Raw genomic sequence first — 15,660 nt, 5'->3', positions numbered from 1 at the left:
GCGCGTCAGCCCTCGGCGTCCGGTGTGGCCGGTGCTGGCCACGCGGGAACCCGGGCGCGTGCGGGGACGTCGCACCACCACTGTGGCAACCGACCCCTACCCCCGGCGAGGAGACCAGTTGGAGCTGACGAGGGCGCAGGAAGAGGAGTACCGGTCCCGAGTGCGGGGCTGCCTGCTCGGCGGTGCGACGGGTGACGCCCTGGGCGCGCCGGTGGAGTTCATGACGCTGTCGGGGATCCGCGCGGAGCACGGTGACCACGGCGTCCGCGAGTACGTCGCCGACTACTCCACCGGCAAACCCCGCTACGGGCTTATCACCGACGACACCCAGATGACGCTCTTCACCATGGAAGGGCTGATCCGTGCCGGGTTGCGGAGCGATCGGGGGACCGGGTTCCACCCGGTGGGCATCCTGCACCAGAGCTACCTGACCTGGCACGAGACCCAGACCGTCCGGGAGCCGAGTGGGGAGTGGCCGGGCTGGCTCCAGGGTGAGCGCTGGCTCTACGAACAGCGTGCGCCGGGAAACACCTGCCTCAGCGCCCTCGCGATGAGCGTCGCCCGCGAGGGAAGCTGGCAGAAGTACGGCGGCCCGGCCGTGAACAACTCCAAGGGCTGCGGCGGCGTCATGCGCAGCGCGCCGATCGGACTCCTGCCCCCGCACTGGAACGGCGTTGACAGCGCGATCTTCACCTGGGCGGCCGAGGCGGCCGGGCTCACCCACGGCCACCCCACCGGAAAGCTGGCCTCCGGCGCGCTCGCACTGCTGGTCCACCGGTTGGTCGTCGGCGAGGACCTGGCGGCGGCGCTCGACACCGTCATGGCGGAGCTCTCCCGGCACGACCGTCACGAGGAGACCACGACGGCGCTGCGCCGGGCCCGCGAGGCCGCGGCGAGCGAGTCCCCGTCCGCCGAGACCGTGGAGCGGCTCGGCGGCGGCTGGATCGCCGAGGAGGCGCTGGCGATCGCCGTCTACTGCGCCCTGGCCCGGTCGCGCCCCGAGGACTTCCTGGACGCGCTGTCCCTGGCCGTGACCCACTCCGGCGACTGCGACTCCACCGGAGCGATCTGCGGGAACATCCTGGGCGCGCTGCACGGCGAGACCGTCCTGCCGCCCCAGCTCACCTTCGAGGTCGAGGGCCGCGGCACGATGCTGCAGCTCGCCGACGACTTCGTGTGGGAGTTCACCGCGAGCCGCCTGCTGCACGGCGAGTACGGCCCCTTCACCCGGTGGACAGTGCGGTACCGGGGCGGCTGACGCCGGGCGCGCCCGCGTTGGTGACCAGCACCTGACCCGGCACGATCGATCGATCGTGCCGCGGTGACCTGTGCTCTCGCCTCTGTGCGCCTGCCCGACGCGGCGGCCGATGGCCGCTTGAGAACGGGCCACGCCCGCCGCCCCTTCCCCGGCGGGCCGCCGAACCGTCCGCGGTCGGCGGTGGTGGCCCGCGGACGGGCACCCGTTCCGGCCGCCGCGCCATTGCCGCAGGTGGGGCGCCTGAGTCCCGTGTGACGAGCAGGGCAGCCGCGTGTCCGCAAGCGGTCCCCGCAGCGGGACCGCATGCGGACACGCGCCACGGTGAGTGTCCAGGTGCCGCCGGGGGCCAGGGGGTTGAGAAGAGGTGCAGGCCTCATGTGGCCAGCCATAACACCGTAAAACGGATGAGGGGGCGGGCAGTCTCGGTACTGACTGTGACAGCACGGATCCGTCCCAGGACGGCTTCCGTCCTCGCGCGGGAGGACTTCAGAGGAGCGGACATGGCCACTACCCGGACCTATGACGTCGTCGCACTTCAAGTACCGATCGCCTCCGACACCGCACGATCCTCCGCTGCCCGCGCTGGATGACCCCGCCGACCGGGAGATCTCCGAGCGGGTCTCGCTGCACCCGTCAGGGCTGCTGCGTTACGACGTGCGGGCCTTTGACGGCACCAACGCCGGCCGCAACGAGGACGGCACCGTCAAACCCGGTGGTTCGGTGGTCTACCGCTGGTACGCCGACACCCCGGGCGTGGTGCTGCTGGAGGACCGCGCCGACGTGCGCACGCACCGGCACCGGGGGTTGGTGGGAGCGCTGGTCGTCGAACCGGCCGAGGTCACGCCGACCGATCCGGAGACCGGCCGGGAGCGGTGGGTCGGCGAGCAGGCGGTGCTGCACCAGGACGGCAGCGCTCCCGTGCGCGAGCTGGTGCTGGTGCTGCAGGACGGCCTGCGCCAGTACCACCACGGCGACCGCACGCAGCCGGTGAGCGACCTGGAGGACGAGCCCGAGGACTCCGGGCAGAAGGCGTTCAACTACCGCAGCGCCCACCTGTTCCCCGAGCGGCCGTCTCTGGCGGTGCCCTGGCCGAACACGCCGCTGCTGGAGTGCGCCGCCGGCGACCGGGTGCGGCTGCACCTCGCCGCGGGGGCCGACCGGCCCCCGCAACCACGCGTTCCTGATCCACGGCCAGACCTGGCCGATGGAGGAGCACCTGCAAGAGCCGCGCGTCGGCGCGATCGGTGGTCTCAGCACCGGCTCGCTGCGCACGCTCGACTTCACCGCGGGGGACCCCGGCGACTACGCCTACCGGACCGGCGTGCTGCGCTTCGCGCTCACCGACGGTCTGTGGGGGCTCATCCGAGTGCGCGGCTGACTGCGGACGCCCCGCCGCCCGAATCTCAGGGTCCCCGCCCACGCCGGACCGGCGTGGGCGGGGTTGTCGTCAGGCACCCACCGGACTATATTTGCTATTACGCAAATATTGCGAGGTGGCAATGGATTACGAGGAGCGGCTACTCGAGGCGCTGCGCACTGTCCAGACCAGCCTCCTGCCGTCGCTCGTGCGCAGGCACCCGCGCCACGACATCAACCTGCTGCACGCGGCGGTCCTGCAGGCGCTGGACCGGGGCGGGGAGCCGACCATCCGCGACCTGGCCGACATGATCGGCCGCTCCGTGTCGCGCACGAGCCGGCTCGTGGATCAGCTCGTCGCGCACAATCTCGCGGAACGCAACGAGGACCCCGACGACCGCCGGGTCAGGCGGGTGCGTATCAGCGCGTCGGGACGGGACCTACTGGACGAGGTCCAGCAGATGCGGGTGGAGGCACAGCTGCAACTGTGGGAGTACCTCGCCGAGGACGAGCGCGAGACCGTGCTCCACGCGATGGAACTACTGGCAAAGGCTGCACGGAGGTACCGCGATGAACGTGATTGAGCTGGAGCGTCTGGACGCGACGACGGTCGACCGTGCCGGAGGCAAGGCGGCGGGCCTCGGCGAGCTGATCACGGCCGGAGAACGGGTACCGGCGGGGTTCTGCATCACCACCGGGGCCTACGAGCGGGCGCGGGAGGGATCCGGGGAGGTCCCCGACGATGTTCGCACCGAGATCATCGAGGCCTACCGGCGGCTTGGCGGGGGAGCGGTGGCCGTGCGGTCCAGCGCCACGGCCGAGGATCTGCCGTACGCGAGCTTCGCCGGCCAGCAGGACACCTACCTCAACGTCGACGGCGAGGACGCCCTCGTCGAGGCGGTGCGCAAGTGCTGGGACTCCCTGTGGACCGAGCGCGCCGTGCACTATCGCGAGCACAACGGCATCGACCACGACACGGTCCGCATGGCGGTCGTGGTGCAGCGCATGGTCGACGCCGAGGTCGCCGGGGTGCTGTTCACCGCCAACCCGGTCACCGGGAGCCGCTCGGAGATGGTGGTCGACGCCGCCCCCGGCCTGGGCACCGCGGTGGTCGACGGCTCGGTCACCCCCGACCACTACGTCCTGGACTCCGAACCGCGGGCCGATCCTGAGGGCTGCCTGACCGCCTCCCAGCTCGCGGAGCTGTACCGGACGGGCCAGCGGATCGAGCAGCACTTCGGCGCCCCCCAGGACGCCGAGTGGGCGATCGACTCCGACGGGACGCTCTGGCTGGTGCAGTCGCGGGCGGTCACCACCCTGTTCCCGCTGCCCGGTACCGACCGGCCGGGACCGCGGGTGTACCTGTCGGCCAGCACCGTCCAGGGCGTGCTGCAGCCCCTGACACCCATGGGGATGTCCGTGATGAAGCTGGCGGGGGCCGGCATGTGCGAGCTGGCACGGATCCGGGTCGACCGGTTCGACGGCCCGCTCGGTTTCGTCGACATTGGCGGGCGGTTGTTCGTGGACCTGACCAGCATGGTGCGCAGCAAGGTCACCCGCAAGGACCTGGCGGACCGGATGCGGGTCTACGGTCCGCAGGTGCCGGCCGCCATCGGACGGGTCCTCGCCGATCCGCGTTTCGCGCCCCGCTCCGGCCTGCCGTTTCGCGTGCGCACGGTGGTGACGGGCGCGCTGCGGTTCGCCGCGCCCGCCACGGCCTCGATCTTGCTGACGCTGGCCCGCCCGGAGGCGGGACGCGCCCGGACCTACCGCGAAGGCGCCGAGCTCGAGCGACAGACGACCGCCCCCGTGGACCTGACCACGATGGAGGAACGGCTGCGCTTCGTCGAGAACGCCGCGCGTGTGCTGAGGCCCTTCATCCGTATGGTTGCGCCGCTGTGGGTGGGGATGGCGGCCAGCTACGCACCCCACAGGCTGCTCGACGGGATCGCCGAGGACGGCGAGATCGCGACCGTGCTGCGCGGGATGCCGCACAACCCCACCACCGAGATGAACCTCGCGCTGTGGACGCTGGCGAGCGAGGCTCGCGAGCACCGCGAGCTCCTCGCGGACACGCCACCCGCGGAGCTGGCCGCGCGGTACCTGGGCGGCACGCTGCCCGACATCGGGCTGGACTCCTTCCTCGCCCGATACGGCCGGCGCGCCGTCGCCGAGATCGATGTTGGCGTGCCCCGCTGGGCCGACGACCCCACGCCGGTCTTCGCGGCCATCGCGGGCTACCTTCGCCTCACGGACCCCGAGCAGGCCCCCGACCGGCGGTTCGCTCGGGCGGCGGCCGACGCCGAGGCCAAGCTCGAGGAGCTGGTGCGCCGCGCGCTCCCGAGCCGGCCGGTGCGGGCGCGGCTCGCGCGGTGGTGCATGGGGCGCGCACGCGCCGTCGCGGGGCTGCGCGAGCTGCCCAAGTTCAACTGGCTGCACGGACTCCACGAGATGCGCACGCAGCTGTTGCTGGTCGGGGAGGAACTCACCGGCAAGGGGCTCCTGGAGCGCCCAGAGGACATCATGTTCCTCACCATGCGCGAGGCGTACGCGGCAATCAACGGATCCGACCTGCGCGGCCGCGTCGAGGAGCGGCGGGCCACCTACGAACGGGAGATGCGGCGGCGCAGCGTCCCCAACGTCCTGCTCTCCGACGGGACCGACCCCGAGACGCTTATCACCCCCGAGCCCGGCGGCGAGGGAGTCCGCACCGGAATGGCGGCCGCGCCCGGCACGGTCACCGGGCCGGCACGGGTCATCCTGGACCCGGCGGACGCGCGCGTCGAGCCGGGCGAGATCCTCGTCGCCCCGTCCACCGACCCGGGCTGGACCCCGTTGTTCATGACCGCGGGCGGCCTGGTCACCGAGACCGGCTCACCGGTCAGCCACGGCCCCACCGTGGCACGCGAGTACGGGATCCCGGCGGTGATCGGGATCGGCGACGCCACGCGCACGATCCGCACCGGCCAGCGGATCACCGTCAACGGTTCCACGGGGACGGTCTCCCTCGACGAGCCGGCCGGTGCCGGCGCGGAAGCGGCATCGTAGCTGCCGGCCCGGCCCGGTGCGCGATGCGCAGGAAGCCCCGTGTCCCGGGGCCCGGCGTGAACGCGATGGCGGTGCCGCGCCGCATTGGGCCGGATCGTCCCGCTCGTGCCCGCCGACGGCCAGGGCGGGCGGGCACGAGCGGGACGGCGGCTACGCCAGCTCCGCGGCGAACGCGCGGATGTCGTCGGTGAGTAGGTCCGGGGCCTGGACGGCCGCGAAGTGCCCGCCGCGGTCGTAGCGCTGCCAGCGCACGATGGTGTTGGAGCGGTCGGCGAGCGTGCGGATCGGGGCATCGCCGGGGAACAGGGCAACGGCCGTGGGCACCCCGGAGTTCGCCCCTCCGTAGAAGGCGTCACCGCAGTCCTTGTAGATCCGCGCCGCCGACCCCGAGGTCGCGGTGAACCAGAAGATCGCGACCTGGGTGAGGATGGTGTCGCGGTCGATCGGGGTCTGCTCGGTGCGCGTGGCGTCGTAGTCCACGAACCACTCGATGTTCCAGGCGAGCAGGCCCACCGGGGAGTCGGTGAACGCGTAGGCCACGGTCTGCGGCCGGGAGGAGTTCACCGCCGCGTACCCTTGTCGCTCCTCCCAAGCCGCCTCGGCCGCGTACAACGTGGCCACTTCCTCCTCGGTGAACCCGGCCGTGGGGTCCTCGCTGGTGTAGTCCACGACCGAAGCGCTGACCAGGCCGTTGACGTGCACCCCCAGGACGTGGTCACCATCGATCCGGCCCAGCTGCGGCGAGAGCAGCGATCCGAAGTCGCCACCGTGCGCGATATAGCGGTCGTAGCCCAGGCGCCGCATCAGTTCCGCCCAGGCGTGGGCCGTGCGCTCGACGCTCCAGCCGGGCTCGCGGGTGGGCCCGGAGAACGCGAAACCGGGGATGGAGGGCGCCACCACATGGAACGCCTGGGCGTTCTCGGCGCCGTGTTTGCGGGGGTCGGTCAATGGGCCGATCATCTCGGCGAACAGCGCGAACGTGCTGGGCCAGCCGTGTGTGAGCACCAGCGGTACCGCGTCCGGCTCGGGCGAGCGCACGTGGACGAAGTGGATGTTCTGCCCGTCGATCTGGGTGGTGAACTGGTCGAAGGCGTTCAGCCGGTCCTCGACGGCCCGCCAGTCGAAGCCGGTGCGCCAGTATTCGGCCAGGTCCCGGAGATAGTCCGGTGGTACCCCGTAGCTCCATCCGACATCGGGCAGGCCGTCGGGCCAGCGGGTGCGGGCGAGCCGGTCATGCAGGTCGTCCAGGTCGGCCTGCGGGATATCGATCCGGTACGGGTGAATAGTCGTGTTGTCGTTCATGGCTCGAACGGTAGAGAGCGACGCGGACAGGGATGGTCCGCGTTGCCTGCCACACTGAGGTTATGCCGGAGAAGACCTCGGCGCGCCTGCTGCGGCTGCTGTCCCTGCTGCAGGCCAAGCCCGACTGGACGAGCGCGGAACTCGCCGAGCGTATGGCGGTGACCCCGCGCACGATCCGCCGCGACGTCGACCGGCTGCGCGGGCTCGGCTACCCCATCGAGTCCACGCCGGGTGCGGCCGGCGGCTACCGGCTGGGGCCGGGTGGGCGGATGCCTCCGCTGCTGCTGGACGACGAGGAGGCCGTCGCGGTCGCGGTCGGCCTGGGTACCGCGGCGCAGGGCTCGGTCACCGGAATCGGGGAAGCGTCGGTGCGCGCCCTGGCCAAGCTCGACCAGGTGCTGCCCCCGCACCTGCGGCGCCGGCTGGAAACCCTGCAGGGCGCCACGGTGATGGTCCACGACGGGGACGAACCCACCGTCGACCACGAGACACTGGTGACCATGGCGGCGGCCTGCCGTTCGCGGGAGCGGCTGCGGTTCGACTACGTGCGCCACGACGGCAGCGGGACGCGGCGGCTGGCGGAGCCGCACCGCCTGGTGTCGTTGTGGGGGCGCTGGTACCTGGTGGCCTGGGACGTCGACCGCGAGGACTGGCGCAGCTTCCGCGCGGACCGTGTCACGCCCCGCCTTCCCACCGGCCCGCGGTTCGCGCCCCGCGCGGATCCGGAGGGCGATGTCGCGGCCTTCCTGTACCGCCGCCTCGGAGCCCGGCCGTGGGCCACCCAGTGCCGGGTGCTGGTGCACGCCCCCGCCGAGCGGATCGCCGAGCACGGCATGGGGGTGGTGGAGCCGGTGGACGACACCTCGTGCCTGCTGCGCCTCGGCGGGGAGTCCATCCCGATGGTCGCCGTGTGGATCGGCGCGCTCGACACCGACTTCGAGGTGCTGGATCCCCCGGAGCTTCGGGAGCACGTTGCCGTCCTGGCGGAACGCTACCGGCGGGCGGCCGGGCGCCGGGACGGTTCCTAGCTCGCCGACCGCCGCCGGCCGGGCTTCGAAGAGCCGCGGTTCAGGTACCCGGTGTGCTCTCGGCCCCGTTGGTAAGCGGCGTGCTCCCGCGCCCCGCGGGATGGGTACGGACCGCGGCGGGGATGGCGGAATCTGCCGGCGCCCGTATCGCTGGGGAGCTGAGTGCTGGTCTGCGGCCGTGCCGGAATTCGATGTACCGCTGGGCGGTTGAGCGGTAATCTGCGACGATGCCGGGATTCGATCAGCTCGCCGCCTTCGTGGTCGCTGTTGCGGTGCTCATCGTGGTCCCCGGCCCAAGCGTCCTGTTTGTCGTCAGCCGCGGTGTCGTACTGGGGCGGCGCGCGGCGGTGTCCACTGCCGTCGGGAATGAGGCGGGCTTGCTGATCCAGGCCGTGGCGGTGGCGGTTGGCCTCGGAAGTATCGTCGAGCGGTCCGTCGTGGTCTTCTCGGTGATCAAGTTCGCGGGCGCCCTGTATCTCGGCTGCCTGGGCGTCCAGGCATGGCGTCACCGCAAGGAACTGTCGGTCCCCAAGGAGAACGCGCGCTCGGACCCGCGAACTTGGAAAGTGCTGCGCGAAGGGTTCATCGTGGGGATCAGCAACCCCAAGGGGTTCCTGATCTTCGCCGCGGTGCTTCCGCAGTTCGTGAACCCTGAGGCGGGAAGCATCCCCCTCCAGATGCTGCTGCTCGGGTTTGTCTGCGTCGCCATCGCCCTGATCACGGATGCGTCCTGGGGCCTGCTCGCGGGGACAGCACGCGACTGGTTTGAGAAGTCTCCCCGCCGGATGTCGGCCATCGGTGGAACATCGGGGGTAGTGATGGTTGGCCTGGGAATCCAACTGGCGTTCAGCAACCGGCACTGACCGCGGCCCGTGCCGCCCGAGCAGCGAGCTGCGCTGCGTAGCGGCCGACTCCGCCGGAGGTCCGGTGGTCATCACCCGGTGGCCGCGTCTGCGGGCTGGTAGCGCCCTTGGCCTCCTGCGCGTGGAGGTCTGGCCCGATCGGAGGCGGCTACTCCCACGAGAGGCGGAAACGAGGAGCGCGGCAGGCACTGAGCCGCGCGGCGGGCGGAGCGCCGACGAGGCCGCGTTGGACGGGCTGTACCAGCGGCGGGCCCACGCATGGGCCGGCGGAGCCGGCACCGCTTTCGCGGAGGCGTTCACCCGGAGCTATCAGACCTGTAACGGCTCGGGACCAACCCGTGTGCTTGCCGAGCGACGGGACATATTGGTGCAAGCCAGATCAATTTAGCAGGACGTGCAGTCCCAGCCGAGTGACTGGTCGTTGCCGCGGCAGCGTTCTACACGGGACGTACGGGAGCATGCATGCCTGACAACGACGTGCGGGTAGGGATCATCGGACTGGACGCGGGCGGTGACGAGGTGTCCACGACCGCGCGGGAACTGGTTGCGCGGTCGCGCGAGACCAATGGTTTCCAGGTCAGCAGCAAAGAGGTCGCGTTCGGGTTGGCGTTGCGCGCTGAGACGGACGGGACGTTGCCCAATGCTGTTCGAGCATCCCCCTGGCGACCAGAACGCGCGCTCGTTGAGCGGCCCGCCGGGTGGTTCCGGATGCGGAAGCTAGGCCTTTGATGGGTGCCGTCTGTCCCGAGCGGCGCATCCGGGGCCGCTCGCGCACGAGCGGGCGGTGGGGCGCACCCGCCCGCACGACATCGCTTTCCAGCGCCGCCGCGAGGCCCACGGTTGATCGCGCGATTGGAGCTGATCGGGATGGAGTGGTCGCGGGAGTGGGTGGCCCGGGAACACGACAGGCTGCTGCGTAGCTGCTACACGCTATTCGAGGAGGGGCACTACCAGGAGGGTTTGCGGTTGGCGTGGGCCTTCTCCGCGATGTGCCAGGAGACGCGGTCGCACTGGCGGACATGGGAGAAGGTCGTGGACGTCCAGGCCGACTTGGCCAAGGCCGCACGCGACCCGGTCGCGCAAGGGCGCGCGATGTTGGACGGTGCCGAACTGTGCGCCAACCAGGGCGACCATGACCAGGGGATGACCTACGCGCGGCGGGCGCGTTGGGTGTTCGGCCGGGTGGACGCCGATGAGGTGTGGCACGCGCGTGCGCACCGCGCGCTCGGGATCAACCTGCGCGAGCAGGGCCACCTGGATGCGGCGTTGCGCGAGTTCGACGCCGCGGCGCAGGTGTTCGCCCGGCACGACCGGTGGTGGTGGGCGCGGGTGCAGACGCACAAGGCGGAGATCCTGGCCTACATCCGCCCGCCCGAGGAGCGCGTGGGGTTGCTGCGTTCCGTGGCGCGGGCGTTTGATGAGCTGGGCGACACTGACCGGAGGGACTTCGCGCGGGTGCTGCTGGCCGAGGCGCTGGGCGAGGAAGGGTATGCGCTGCGTGCGTGGCTTACGCTGCAGGACCTGCACGAGTCCTTCGTCCGCAAGGGGTGGGACTGGTATGTGGCGCGGTGTCTGCGCGCCATGGGCGAGCTGGACAGCCAGGTGCTGGTCGAGCAGTACGAACTGTGCGATCTGGTTTTGAACCCCAACCGGGCGCGCGAGTTGCGCAACGCGGTGCGGTCGGATGTCGCCCGCGAGACCAATGACAGCGGCCTTCTGTCGGACGAGACGGAGCTGCTCGCTGTGCGCCGGCAGGTCCGCCAGCGGTACCAGGCGCGGATCCAGGATCTGCTTGGCGCGTATGCCGACCAGGCCCGACAGGAGGTCCGCAAGGGGGGATCGCCGATCCAACGGCACGGGACCGCCCAGGCTGGGGACTGGTCAGTGCGGGGCCGGACAATGCTGCTGGAGCGTGCGCTCGCGATGTTCGACCAGATGGGTGACCCGCGGAGCGCGAACGAGATCCGCCTCGCCCTCGGGCGGGTCCTCGTTGCCGAGCGCGGCACGAAAGAAGCCGCCACAGTGTTCAAGAGAGCCGTGCGGGGGTTCGAGGGGCTGGGGAACCACTGGCGCAAGGCCCGCGCGCAACGCGTCATGGTGACCGAACTTTTCGAGGAGCTGATGGCGAAGAACCTCGCCCGGGGCGTTCCCCTGCCGCCGCGCATGGCCGGCAGGCTGATGCGCCAGTTGCGCGACCACGCCCAGGATGCCTTCGAGACCTACAGCGAGTTGGACAACCACATGGGTCGGCTGCGCGCGCAGGTCCTGCTCGCGCGAGTCCTGTGGGCCAGGATGGCTGACCAGGCCGAGGTGCGGGGCCACCTGGACCAGGCCGAGGAAGTCGCCCACGAGCACGGAGAGGAGCGCATAGTCGAGGAGGTCAGGCGGTGGCGGCGGATGTTCTTCGTGGACCACCCCGGCCACATCGCCCGGCAGTGGCCTATCCACGGTTAGCTACCCGGCCATCGGGACCAGGTTGTGGTTGGCGAACCGTTTCGGGCTCGCGGCCACCAGGCAGGCCCCGCTGCGCCGATACCGCTTGCCCAGCCACCCAGGATGCGCTGCGCGAATCGCCGTGCGAGAGATTCCCCGGACGGCCGCTCGCTGACCCGGAAGCCTTACCCTCCCTGGGTTGCCCAGGTCTCGCCCGCGTCGGCACCGCACCGGTGCGGCAGGACCGTTCAGGTGGCGTCGATCCCGGTCAGGGAGCGGCCGATGATGAGTTTCTGGATCTGGCTGGTGCCCTCGTAGAGGGTGAGCACCCGGGCGTCGCGCAGGTACTTGCCGAGCGGGTACTCGTCGATGAATCCGTAGCCGCCGAACACCTGCAGGCAGTTGTTGGCGACCCGCACGGCCGTCTCGCTCGCGGAGAGCTTGGCCATCGAGGCCGGCGCGGTCACCTCCTTGGAGCTGGCCCCGGAGTCGACCATGTCCGCGGCGCGCCAGGTCAGCAGCCGCGCCGATTCCACCTCGACGGCCGAGTCGGCGAGCAGCTCCTGCACCAGCTGCTTCGAGGCGATCGGCACGCCGAACTGGGTGCGCTCCGTCGAGTACCGCACCGCCGCGTCCAGCGCCGCCTGCGCCACCCCGACTCCGCCGGCCGCGACCGAAATCCTGCCTTTGGCCAGGGCGGACAGGGCGATGGCGAGCCCTTTGCCGAGTTCGCCCAGGCGTGCCGAGTCCGGCACCCGGACGTCCTGGAACGACAGCGACGCGGTGGCCTGGCCGCGCAGGCCGAGCTTGCCGTGGATGGTCGTCGCCGAGAAGCCGGGGGAGTCCGTGGGGACGAGGAAGGCGGTGATCCCCTTGCCGCCGTCGTCGGAGGTGCGGGCGAACACCAGCGCCACCGACGCCCACGTGCCGTTCGTGATGAAGATCTTCTCGCCGTTGAGCACCCAGTCGTCGCCGTCGCGCGTGGCGCGCGTGCGCAGCGAGCCGGCGTCGGACCCGCTGTCGGGTTCGGTCAGCGCGAAGCAGCCGAGCGCCTCGCCCGACGTCAGCCTGGGTAGCCAGTGCTGCCGCTGCTCCGGGGAGCCGTAGGCCGCGATCGTCTTGGTGACCAGGCCGAGGGAGACCGACACGACGCCGCGCACCGAGGAGTCGCCGCGTCCGAGCTCCTCGCAGACCAGCGCGTAGCTGAGCATGTCGACCTCGGTGCCACCGTATTCCTCGTCGATGGTCAGGCCGAGGAAGCCCAGCTCACCAAGACGTGCGATCAGGTCCGGGTCGATGGACTCGGCGCGGTCCCACTCCTGGATGTGCGGGACGATCTCGGCGTCCACGAATTCGGCGGCCATCTGGCGGATGCCGCGCTGCGTGTCGTTGAGGGTCAGGTCCATGTGTGAGCCAATCAGTCGGTCGGGTGGGGGCGGGGCTGCCCCGCTGCGAAGGTCCGGCCAGCGGCGGCAGGGCGCCGGTAGGGTTGGCGCGCGCTCACCGCAGGTACACCCGCGTCGGGTCGATGGTGTCGCGCAGCAGCCCCAGCTCGGCGGGTGTGGGCGGCTCGGTCACCGCCACCTCGGTGGCGACCCGCAGCGGCCAGCCGGTCGCGGCGGTGACGTCGGCCACCCGGACACCCGGGTGGACCGCGCTGAGCGTCAGCTCGCCGTCGTCGCCCGCGGTGAGCACGCCGAGGTCGGTGATCACCGTGGAGACGCCGCGGCCGGTGGTGCGCACGTTCGGGTTGGCCCGGCGGGCGCGCAGCGGCGCGGGGCTGGTGCAGAAGTCCAGCTCCTCGACGAGGGATGTCGGGGTGTGCCGGCGCAGCACCACGAACACCTCCGCGGCGTTGGCCATCACCTCGGCGGCCCCACCGGAGCCCGGAAGGCGGACAGTAGGGCGGGTGTAGTCGCCGATGACGGTGCTGTTCAGGTTGCCCCAGCGGTCGATCTGGGCGCCGCCGAGGAACCCCACGTCGATGTGTCCGCCCTGCAGCACATAGCCGAACAGCGCGTGCATACCGAGGATGCACTCGGCGCCGGTGGCGAGCGGCGCGTCCGCGATCGTCTGCGGCAGCCGCGGCGGGTGCGCGCCGCACACGCCCGACTCGTAGACCTGCTCAAGGTCGGGCTCGGTGGTGGCCTGCGCCAGTGCGACGGCGAGTGTCGGAAGTCCGATTCCGGCGAACACGCGGCGCCTGCCGCCCAGGCACCGGGCACTGATGACGGTGAGCAGCTCGCTCGGGGTGCATTCGTTCAGGTTCTCTTCGCTGGTGGCCGTCAAGGCGCGCTCCCGTAGTCGACCGGGCTGGACATCGCGGGCACCGGCCTGAGCTGGTCGAAGTAGGCGGGGCCGAGCTTGGCGAGATAGGCGGCGTGGTCGGGGAGGTCGTACACCCATTCCTGCAGCCAGCTCCGCAGCGCGTCGGGATCGCGGCTGATGGCGGGCCACGCTCGGTAGAACTCGTTGTCGCGGTCGTAGTAGCCCTGAACGAACGAGGGGTGTGCGCCGCGTGGGCACTCGACGACGGCGTCCACCGCGAGGCCGGGGATCGTGGTGCGGTTGGGGTCGGAACGGATTACGCTGTCGTCGGCGACCTCCTCGACGACAGCGATGGTCCGGCGTGCGGCGAAGGCCACTTCCTGCTGCGGCCCGAGGATGCCCCACGCCTGGACGTTGCCGAGGCGGTCGGCGCGCTGGGCGTGCACGATCGCGACGTCGGGGTGCAGCGGCGGCACCGCGTGGACCTCCTCGGTGCCGCCGTCGCTGGCGGGGAAGGGCGAGACCACGGTCCCGATGTTGGGGTTGTGGGCCAGCAGGTCGCCGCCCGCGGAGCGCAGCGGGTAGAACGGCAGGTTGGACGCACCGGCGATGTAGCGGCCGAGGAGCCCGAAGTGGCTGTACTCCTCGATCTGCAGTGGGCGCGGGTCGCTGTGTTCGATCGCCCGCCGGATCGCGTGCAGTGAGCCGACCGAACTGTTCCCGGTGAACGAGAAGATCATCTTGGTGGCCGCACCAGCGGCGACGAGCTGGTCGAACACGATGTCGGGCGTCATGCGCACGATCGTGAGGTTCCGCCGGCGCTGCCGGATCAGTTCGTGGCCGGCGGCGACCGGGATCAGGTGGGTGAACCCTTCGAGCGCGACAGTGTCGCCATCGTCGACGTGCTCGGCGATCGCGTCGCGCATCGTCGCCGTCTTCGATGCGGGCATCGGCGTGTTCCTCCGGGAGTTGAGCGTCGCCGATACCGTGACACGGTGCACTCAGTATGGTCCAATACTGAATCCACACCGCACTGATACTGAATTCGACTCAAATGGGGTGCCGTGGAGCTTCGCCACATCGCCGGGTTCGTGGCTGTCGCGGAAGAATTGCACTTCGGGCGGGCCGCGGCGCGGTTGAACATGGCCCAGCCGCCGCTCAGCCAGCAGGTCCGAGGGCTGGAGAAGGAACTGGGGGTACGGCTGTTCGAGCGCAACACGCGCTCGGTGCGGCTGACCCCCGCCGGCGCGAACTTCCTGCCGCACGCCCGCCAGGTCCTGTCCGATGCCGAGCTCGCCCGCCGGGCCGCGGTCGCGGGCAGCAGCGGCGAGGTGGGCCGGGTCAGCATCGGATTCGCCGGCGCGAGCAGCCACGAGGCGATCCCGACGCTGACCAAGGCCGTGCGGGCCGCCTACCCGGGTATCGAGCTGCGCCTCGAAGGGCAGACCTATGCCGGTGTGGCGCTCGCACGGGTGGCCGACCGCGAGCTCGACATCGGGTTCGTCCGGCTGCCCGTGCGGCGTTCCGGGGTCCGTACGCGGGTGATCCAGCACGAGCGCCTGGTCGCGGCGCTGCCATCGGACCACCGCCTGGCCGGCGAGCCCGCCCTCGATGTGGCCGACCTCGCCGAGGAGCCGTTCGTCGCGTTCCCCGGTACCGAGGGCTCCAGCGTGCGCGAGAACATGGTGCGCATCGCTCTCGACGCGGGCTACATGCCGCGCATCGTCCAGGAGGCGCCCGACTCCTACACCATCCTCGACCTGGTCGCCGCGGGGGTCGGGGTGACGATCACGGTGTCGTCGGTGCAGCACATCCGGCGCTCCGGGATGGTCTACCGGGAGCTGCGCGGTGACGTCCCCACGATCGACTCGGCCCTGGCCTGGCGCGAGGACAACGCCTCGGCGGCGCTGCACACCGTGCTGCGGGTGGCCGAGCAGGTGCTCCCGACCCCGTCCCGCAGTGACGTGCAGGGACTGGAGCCCGGCCTCGATTGATAGGGATTCGGTTCTTCTGAGGTAGGAACTCGGTATTGGACGGTCTTACGCCTGGGCTGCCACCGTGTACCCAGATTGGCGGTTGTGACCCACGTCATGTCGCGCGGGAA

The 15,660-nt window shown here is 71.1% G+C and carries 14 protein-coding genes; 9 read left to right on the top strand and 5 right to left on the bottom strand.

Translation table 11 applies throughout. The features are described 5' to 3' along the window. The first annotated feature begins 118 nt into the window (after window positions 1–118). Window positions 119–1,258 carry an ADP-ribosylglycohydrolase family protein gene (locus tag F4561_RS17065; RefSeq protein WP_246437216.1) on the top strand — a complete coding sequence of 380 codons (1,140 nt, stop codon included), beginning with the start codon at window positions 119–121 and terminating at the stop codon, window positions 1,256–1,258. 633 nt (window positions 1,259–1,891) lie between these two features. Here F4561_RS17065 and F4561_RS17060 read toward each other — a convergent pair. Beyond that, window positions 1,892–2,311, bottom strand: a complete 420-nt coding sequence (locus F4561_RS17060; protein ID WP_184580275.1) for a hypothetical protein — start codon at window positions 2,309–2,311, stop codon at window positions 1,892–1,894. Between the two features lie 151 nt (window positions 2,312–2,462). On the opposite strand from F4561_RS17060, the gene F4561_RS17055 reads away from it, so the two are divergent. From F4561_RS17055 to F4561_RS17045, 3 genes are all read left to right on the top strand, one after another. Continuing rightward, window positions 2,463–2,636 carry a hypothetical protein gene (locus F4561_RS17055; protein ID WP_184580273.1) on the top strand — a complete coding sequence of 58 codons (174 nt, stop codon included), beginning with the start codon at window positions 2,463–2,465 and terminating at the stop codon, window positions 2,634–2,636. 121 nt (window positions 2,637–2,757) lie between these two features. Next, window positions 2,758–3,198: a MarR family winged helix-turn-helix transcriptional regulator gene (locus tag F4561_RS17050; protein WP_184583761.1), complete on the top strand. Its 441-nt coding sequence runs from the start codon at window positions 2,758–2,760 to the stop codon at window positions 3,196–3,198. Next, window positions 3,185–5,662 (top strand): PEP/pyruvate-binding domain-containing protein, encoded by a 2,478-nt coding sequence (locus F4561_RS17045; RefSeq protein WP_184580271.1) that lies wholly within the window; start codon window positions 3,185–3,187, stop codon window positions 5,660–5,662. Before F4561_RS17050 ends, F4561_RS17045 begins: the two co-directional genes overlap by 14 nt. A 150-nt stretch (window positions 5,663–5,812) precedes the next feature. Here the strand turns inward: F4561_RS17045 and F4561_RS17040 are convergent, their stop codons facing one another. Further along, the gene (locus F4561_RS17040) at window positions 5,813–6,964 is read right to left on the bottom strand and encodes an epoxide hydrolase family protein (RefSeq protein ID WP_184580269.1); all 1,152 of its coding nucleotides are present in this window, start codon (window positions 6,962–6,964) and stop codon (window positions 5,813–5,815) included. A gap of 62 nt (window positions 6,965–7,026) precedes the next feature. Between F4561_RS17040 and F4561_RS17035 the strand changes: the two genes are divergently transcribed. The 4 genes from F4561_RS17035 to F4561_RS17020 all read left to right on the top strand — a co-directional run bounded on the left by F4561_RS17035 (window position 7,027) and on the right by F4561_RS17020 (window position 11,309). Further along, window positions 7,027–7,992: a helix-turn-helix transcriptional regulator gene (locus F4561_RS17035; RefSeq protein ID WP_184580267.1), complete on the top strand. Its 966-nt coding sequence runs from the start codon at window positions 7,027–7,029 to the stop codon at window positions 7,990–7,992. Between the two features lie 227 nt (window positions 7,993–8,219). Then, window positions 8,220–8,855 carry a LysE family translocator gene (locus F4561_RS17030; protein ID WP_184580265.1) on the top strand — a complete coding sequence of 212 codons (636 nt, stop codon included), beginning with the start codon at window positions 8,220–8,222 and terminating at the stop codon, window positions 8,853–8,855. 462 nt (window positions 8,856–9,317) lie between these two features. After that, a complete protein-coding gene (locus F4561_RS17025; RefSeq protein WP_184580263.1) occupies window positions 9,318–9,584 on the top strand; it encodes a hypothetical protein in 267 nt (88 codons plus the stop codon). A 111-nt stretch (window positions 9,585–9,695) separates the two neighbouring features. Beyond that, complete coding sequence (locus F4561_RS17020; RefSeq protein WP_184580261.1) at window positions 9,696–11,309, top strand: hypothetical protein; 1,614 nt, start codon at window positions 9,696–9,698, stop codon at window positions 11,307–11,309. 227 nt (window positions 11,310–11,536) lie between these two features. On the opposite strand, the gene F4561_RS17015 is transcribed toward F4561_RS17020, so the two are convergent. The 3 genes from F4561_RS17015 to F4561_RS17005 form a co-directional block, all read right to left on the bottom strand. Then, window positions 11,537–12,694, bottom strand: coding sequence for an acyl-CoA dehydrogenase family protein (locus tag F4561_RS17015; protein ID WP_184580259.1), 1,158 nt, complete (start codon window positions 12,692–12,694; stop codon window positions 11,537–11,539). Window positions 12,695–12,788: 94 nt separating this feature from the next. Then, entirely contained in the window at window positions 12,789–13,577 is a 789-nt protein-coding gene (locus F4561_RS17010; protein WP_184584257.1) for a CoA-transferase subunit beta, read from the bottom strand. Continuing rightward, window positions 13,574–14,506 (bottom strand): CoA transferase subunit A, encoded by a 933-nt coding sequence (locus F4561_RS17005; RefSeq protein ID WP_184580258.1) that lies wholly within the window; start codon window positions 14,504–14,506, stop codon window positions 13,574–13,576. The genes F4561_RS17010 and F4561_RS17005 overlap by 4 nt, the downstream gene beginning before the upstream one ends. A gap of 114 nt (window positions 14,507–14,620) precedes the next feature. On the opposite strand from F4561_RS17005, the gene F4561_RS17000 reads away from it, so the two are divergent. Beyond that, on the top strand, window positions 14,621–15,550 hold the full coding sequence (locus F4561_RS17000) for a LysR family transcriptional regulator (protein WP_184580256.1): 930 nt from the start codon (window positions 14,621–14,623) through the stop codon (window positions 15,548–15,550). Window positions 15,551–15,660 lie beyond the last annotated feature (110 nt).

The sequence above is a fragment of the Lipingzhangella halophila genome, from assembly GCF_014203805.1.
Taxonomy (GTDB): Bacteria; Actinomycetota; Actinomycetes; order Streptosporangiales; family Streptosporangiaceae; genus Lipingzhangella; species Lipingzhangella halophila.
The sequence above is the reverse complement of the archived record's forward strand: the minus strand, read 5'-3'. Positions and strand labels throughout refer to the sequence as shown.

Excerpts from the sequence above, each read along its gene's own strand:
- F4561_RS17005 (WP_184580258.1), bottom strand. The coding sequence starts at position 14,506 with ATGCCCGCATCGAAGACGGCGACGATGCGCGACGCGATCGCCGAGCAC.
- F4561_RS17035 (WP_184580267.1), top strand. The coding sequence starts at position 7,027 with ATGCCGGAGAAGACCTCGGCGCGCCTGCTGCGGCTGCTGTCCCTGCTG.
- F4561_RS17050 (WP_184583761.1), top strand. The coding sequence starts at position 2,758 with ATGGATTACGAGGAGCGGCTACTCGAGGCGCTGCGCACTGTCCAGACC.
- F4561_RS17055 (WP_184580273.1), top strand. The coding sequence starts at position 2,463 with ATGGAGGAGCACCTGCAAGAGCCGCGCGTCGGCGCGATCGGTGGTCTC.
- F4561_RS17030 (WP_184580265.1), top strand. The coding sequence starts at position 8,220 with ATGCCGGGATTCGATCAGCTCGCCGCCTTCGTGGTCGCTGTTGCGGTG.
- F4561_RS17025 (WP_184580263.1), top strand. The coding sequence starts at position 9,318 with ATGCCTGACAACGACGTGCGGGTAGGGATCATCGGACTGGACGCGGGC.
- F4561_RS17040 (WP_184580269.1), bottom strand. The coding sequence starts at position 6,964 with ATGAACGACAACACGACTATTCACCCGTACCGGATCGATATCCCGCAG.
- F4561_RS17045 (WP_184580271.1), top strand. The coding sequence starts at position 3,185 with ATGAACGTGATTGAGCTGGAGCGTCTGGACGCGACGACGGTCGACCGT.
- F4561_RS17015 (WP_184580259.1), bottom strand. The coding sequence starts at position 12,694 with ATGGACCTGACCCTCAACGACACGCAGCGCGGCATCCGCCAGATGGCC.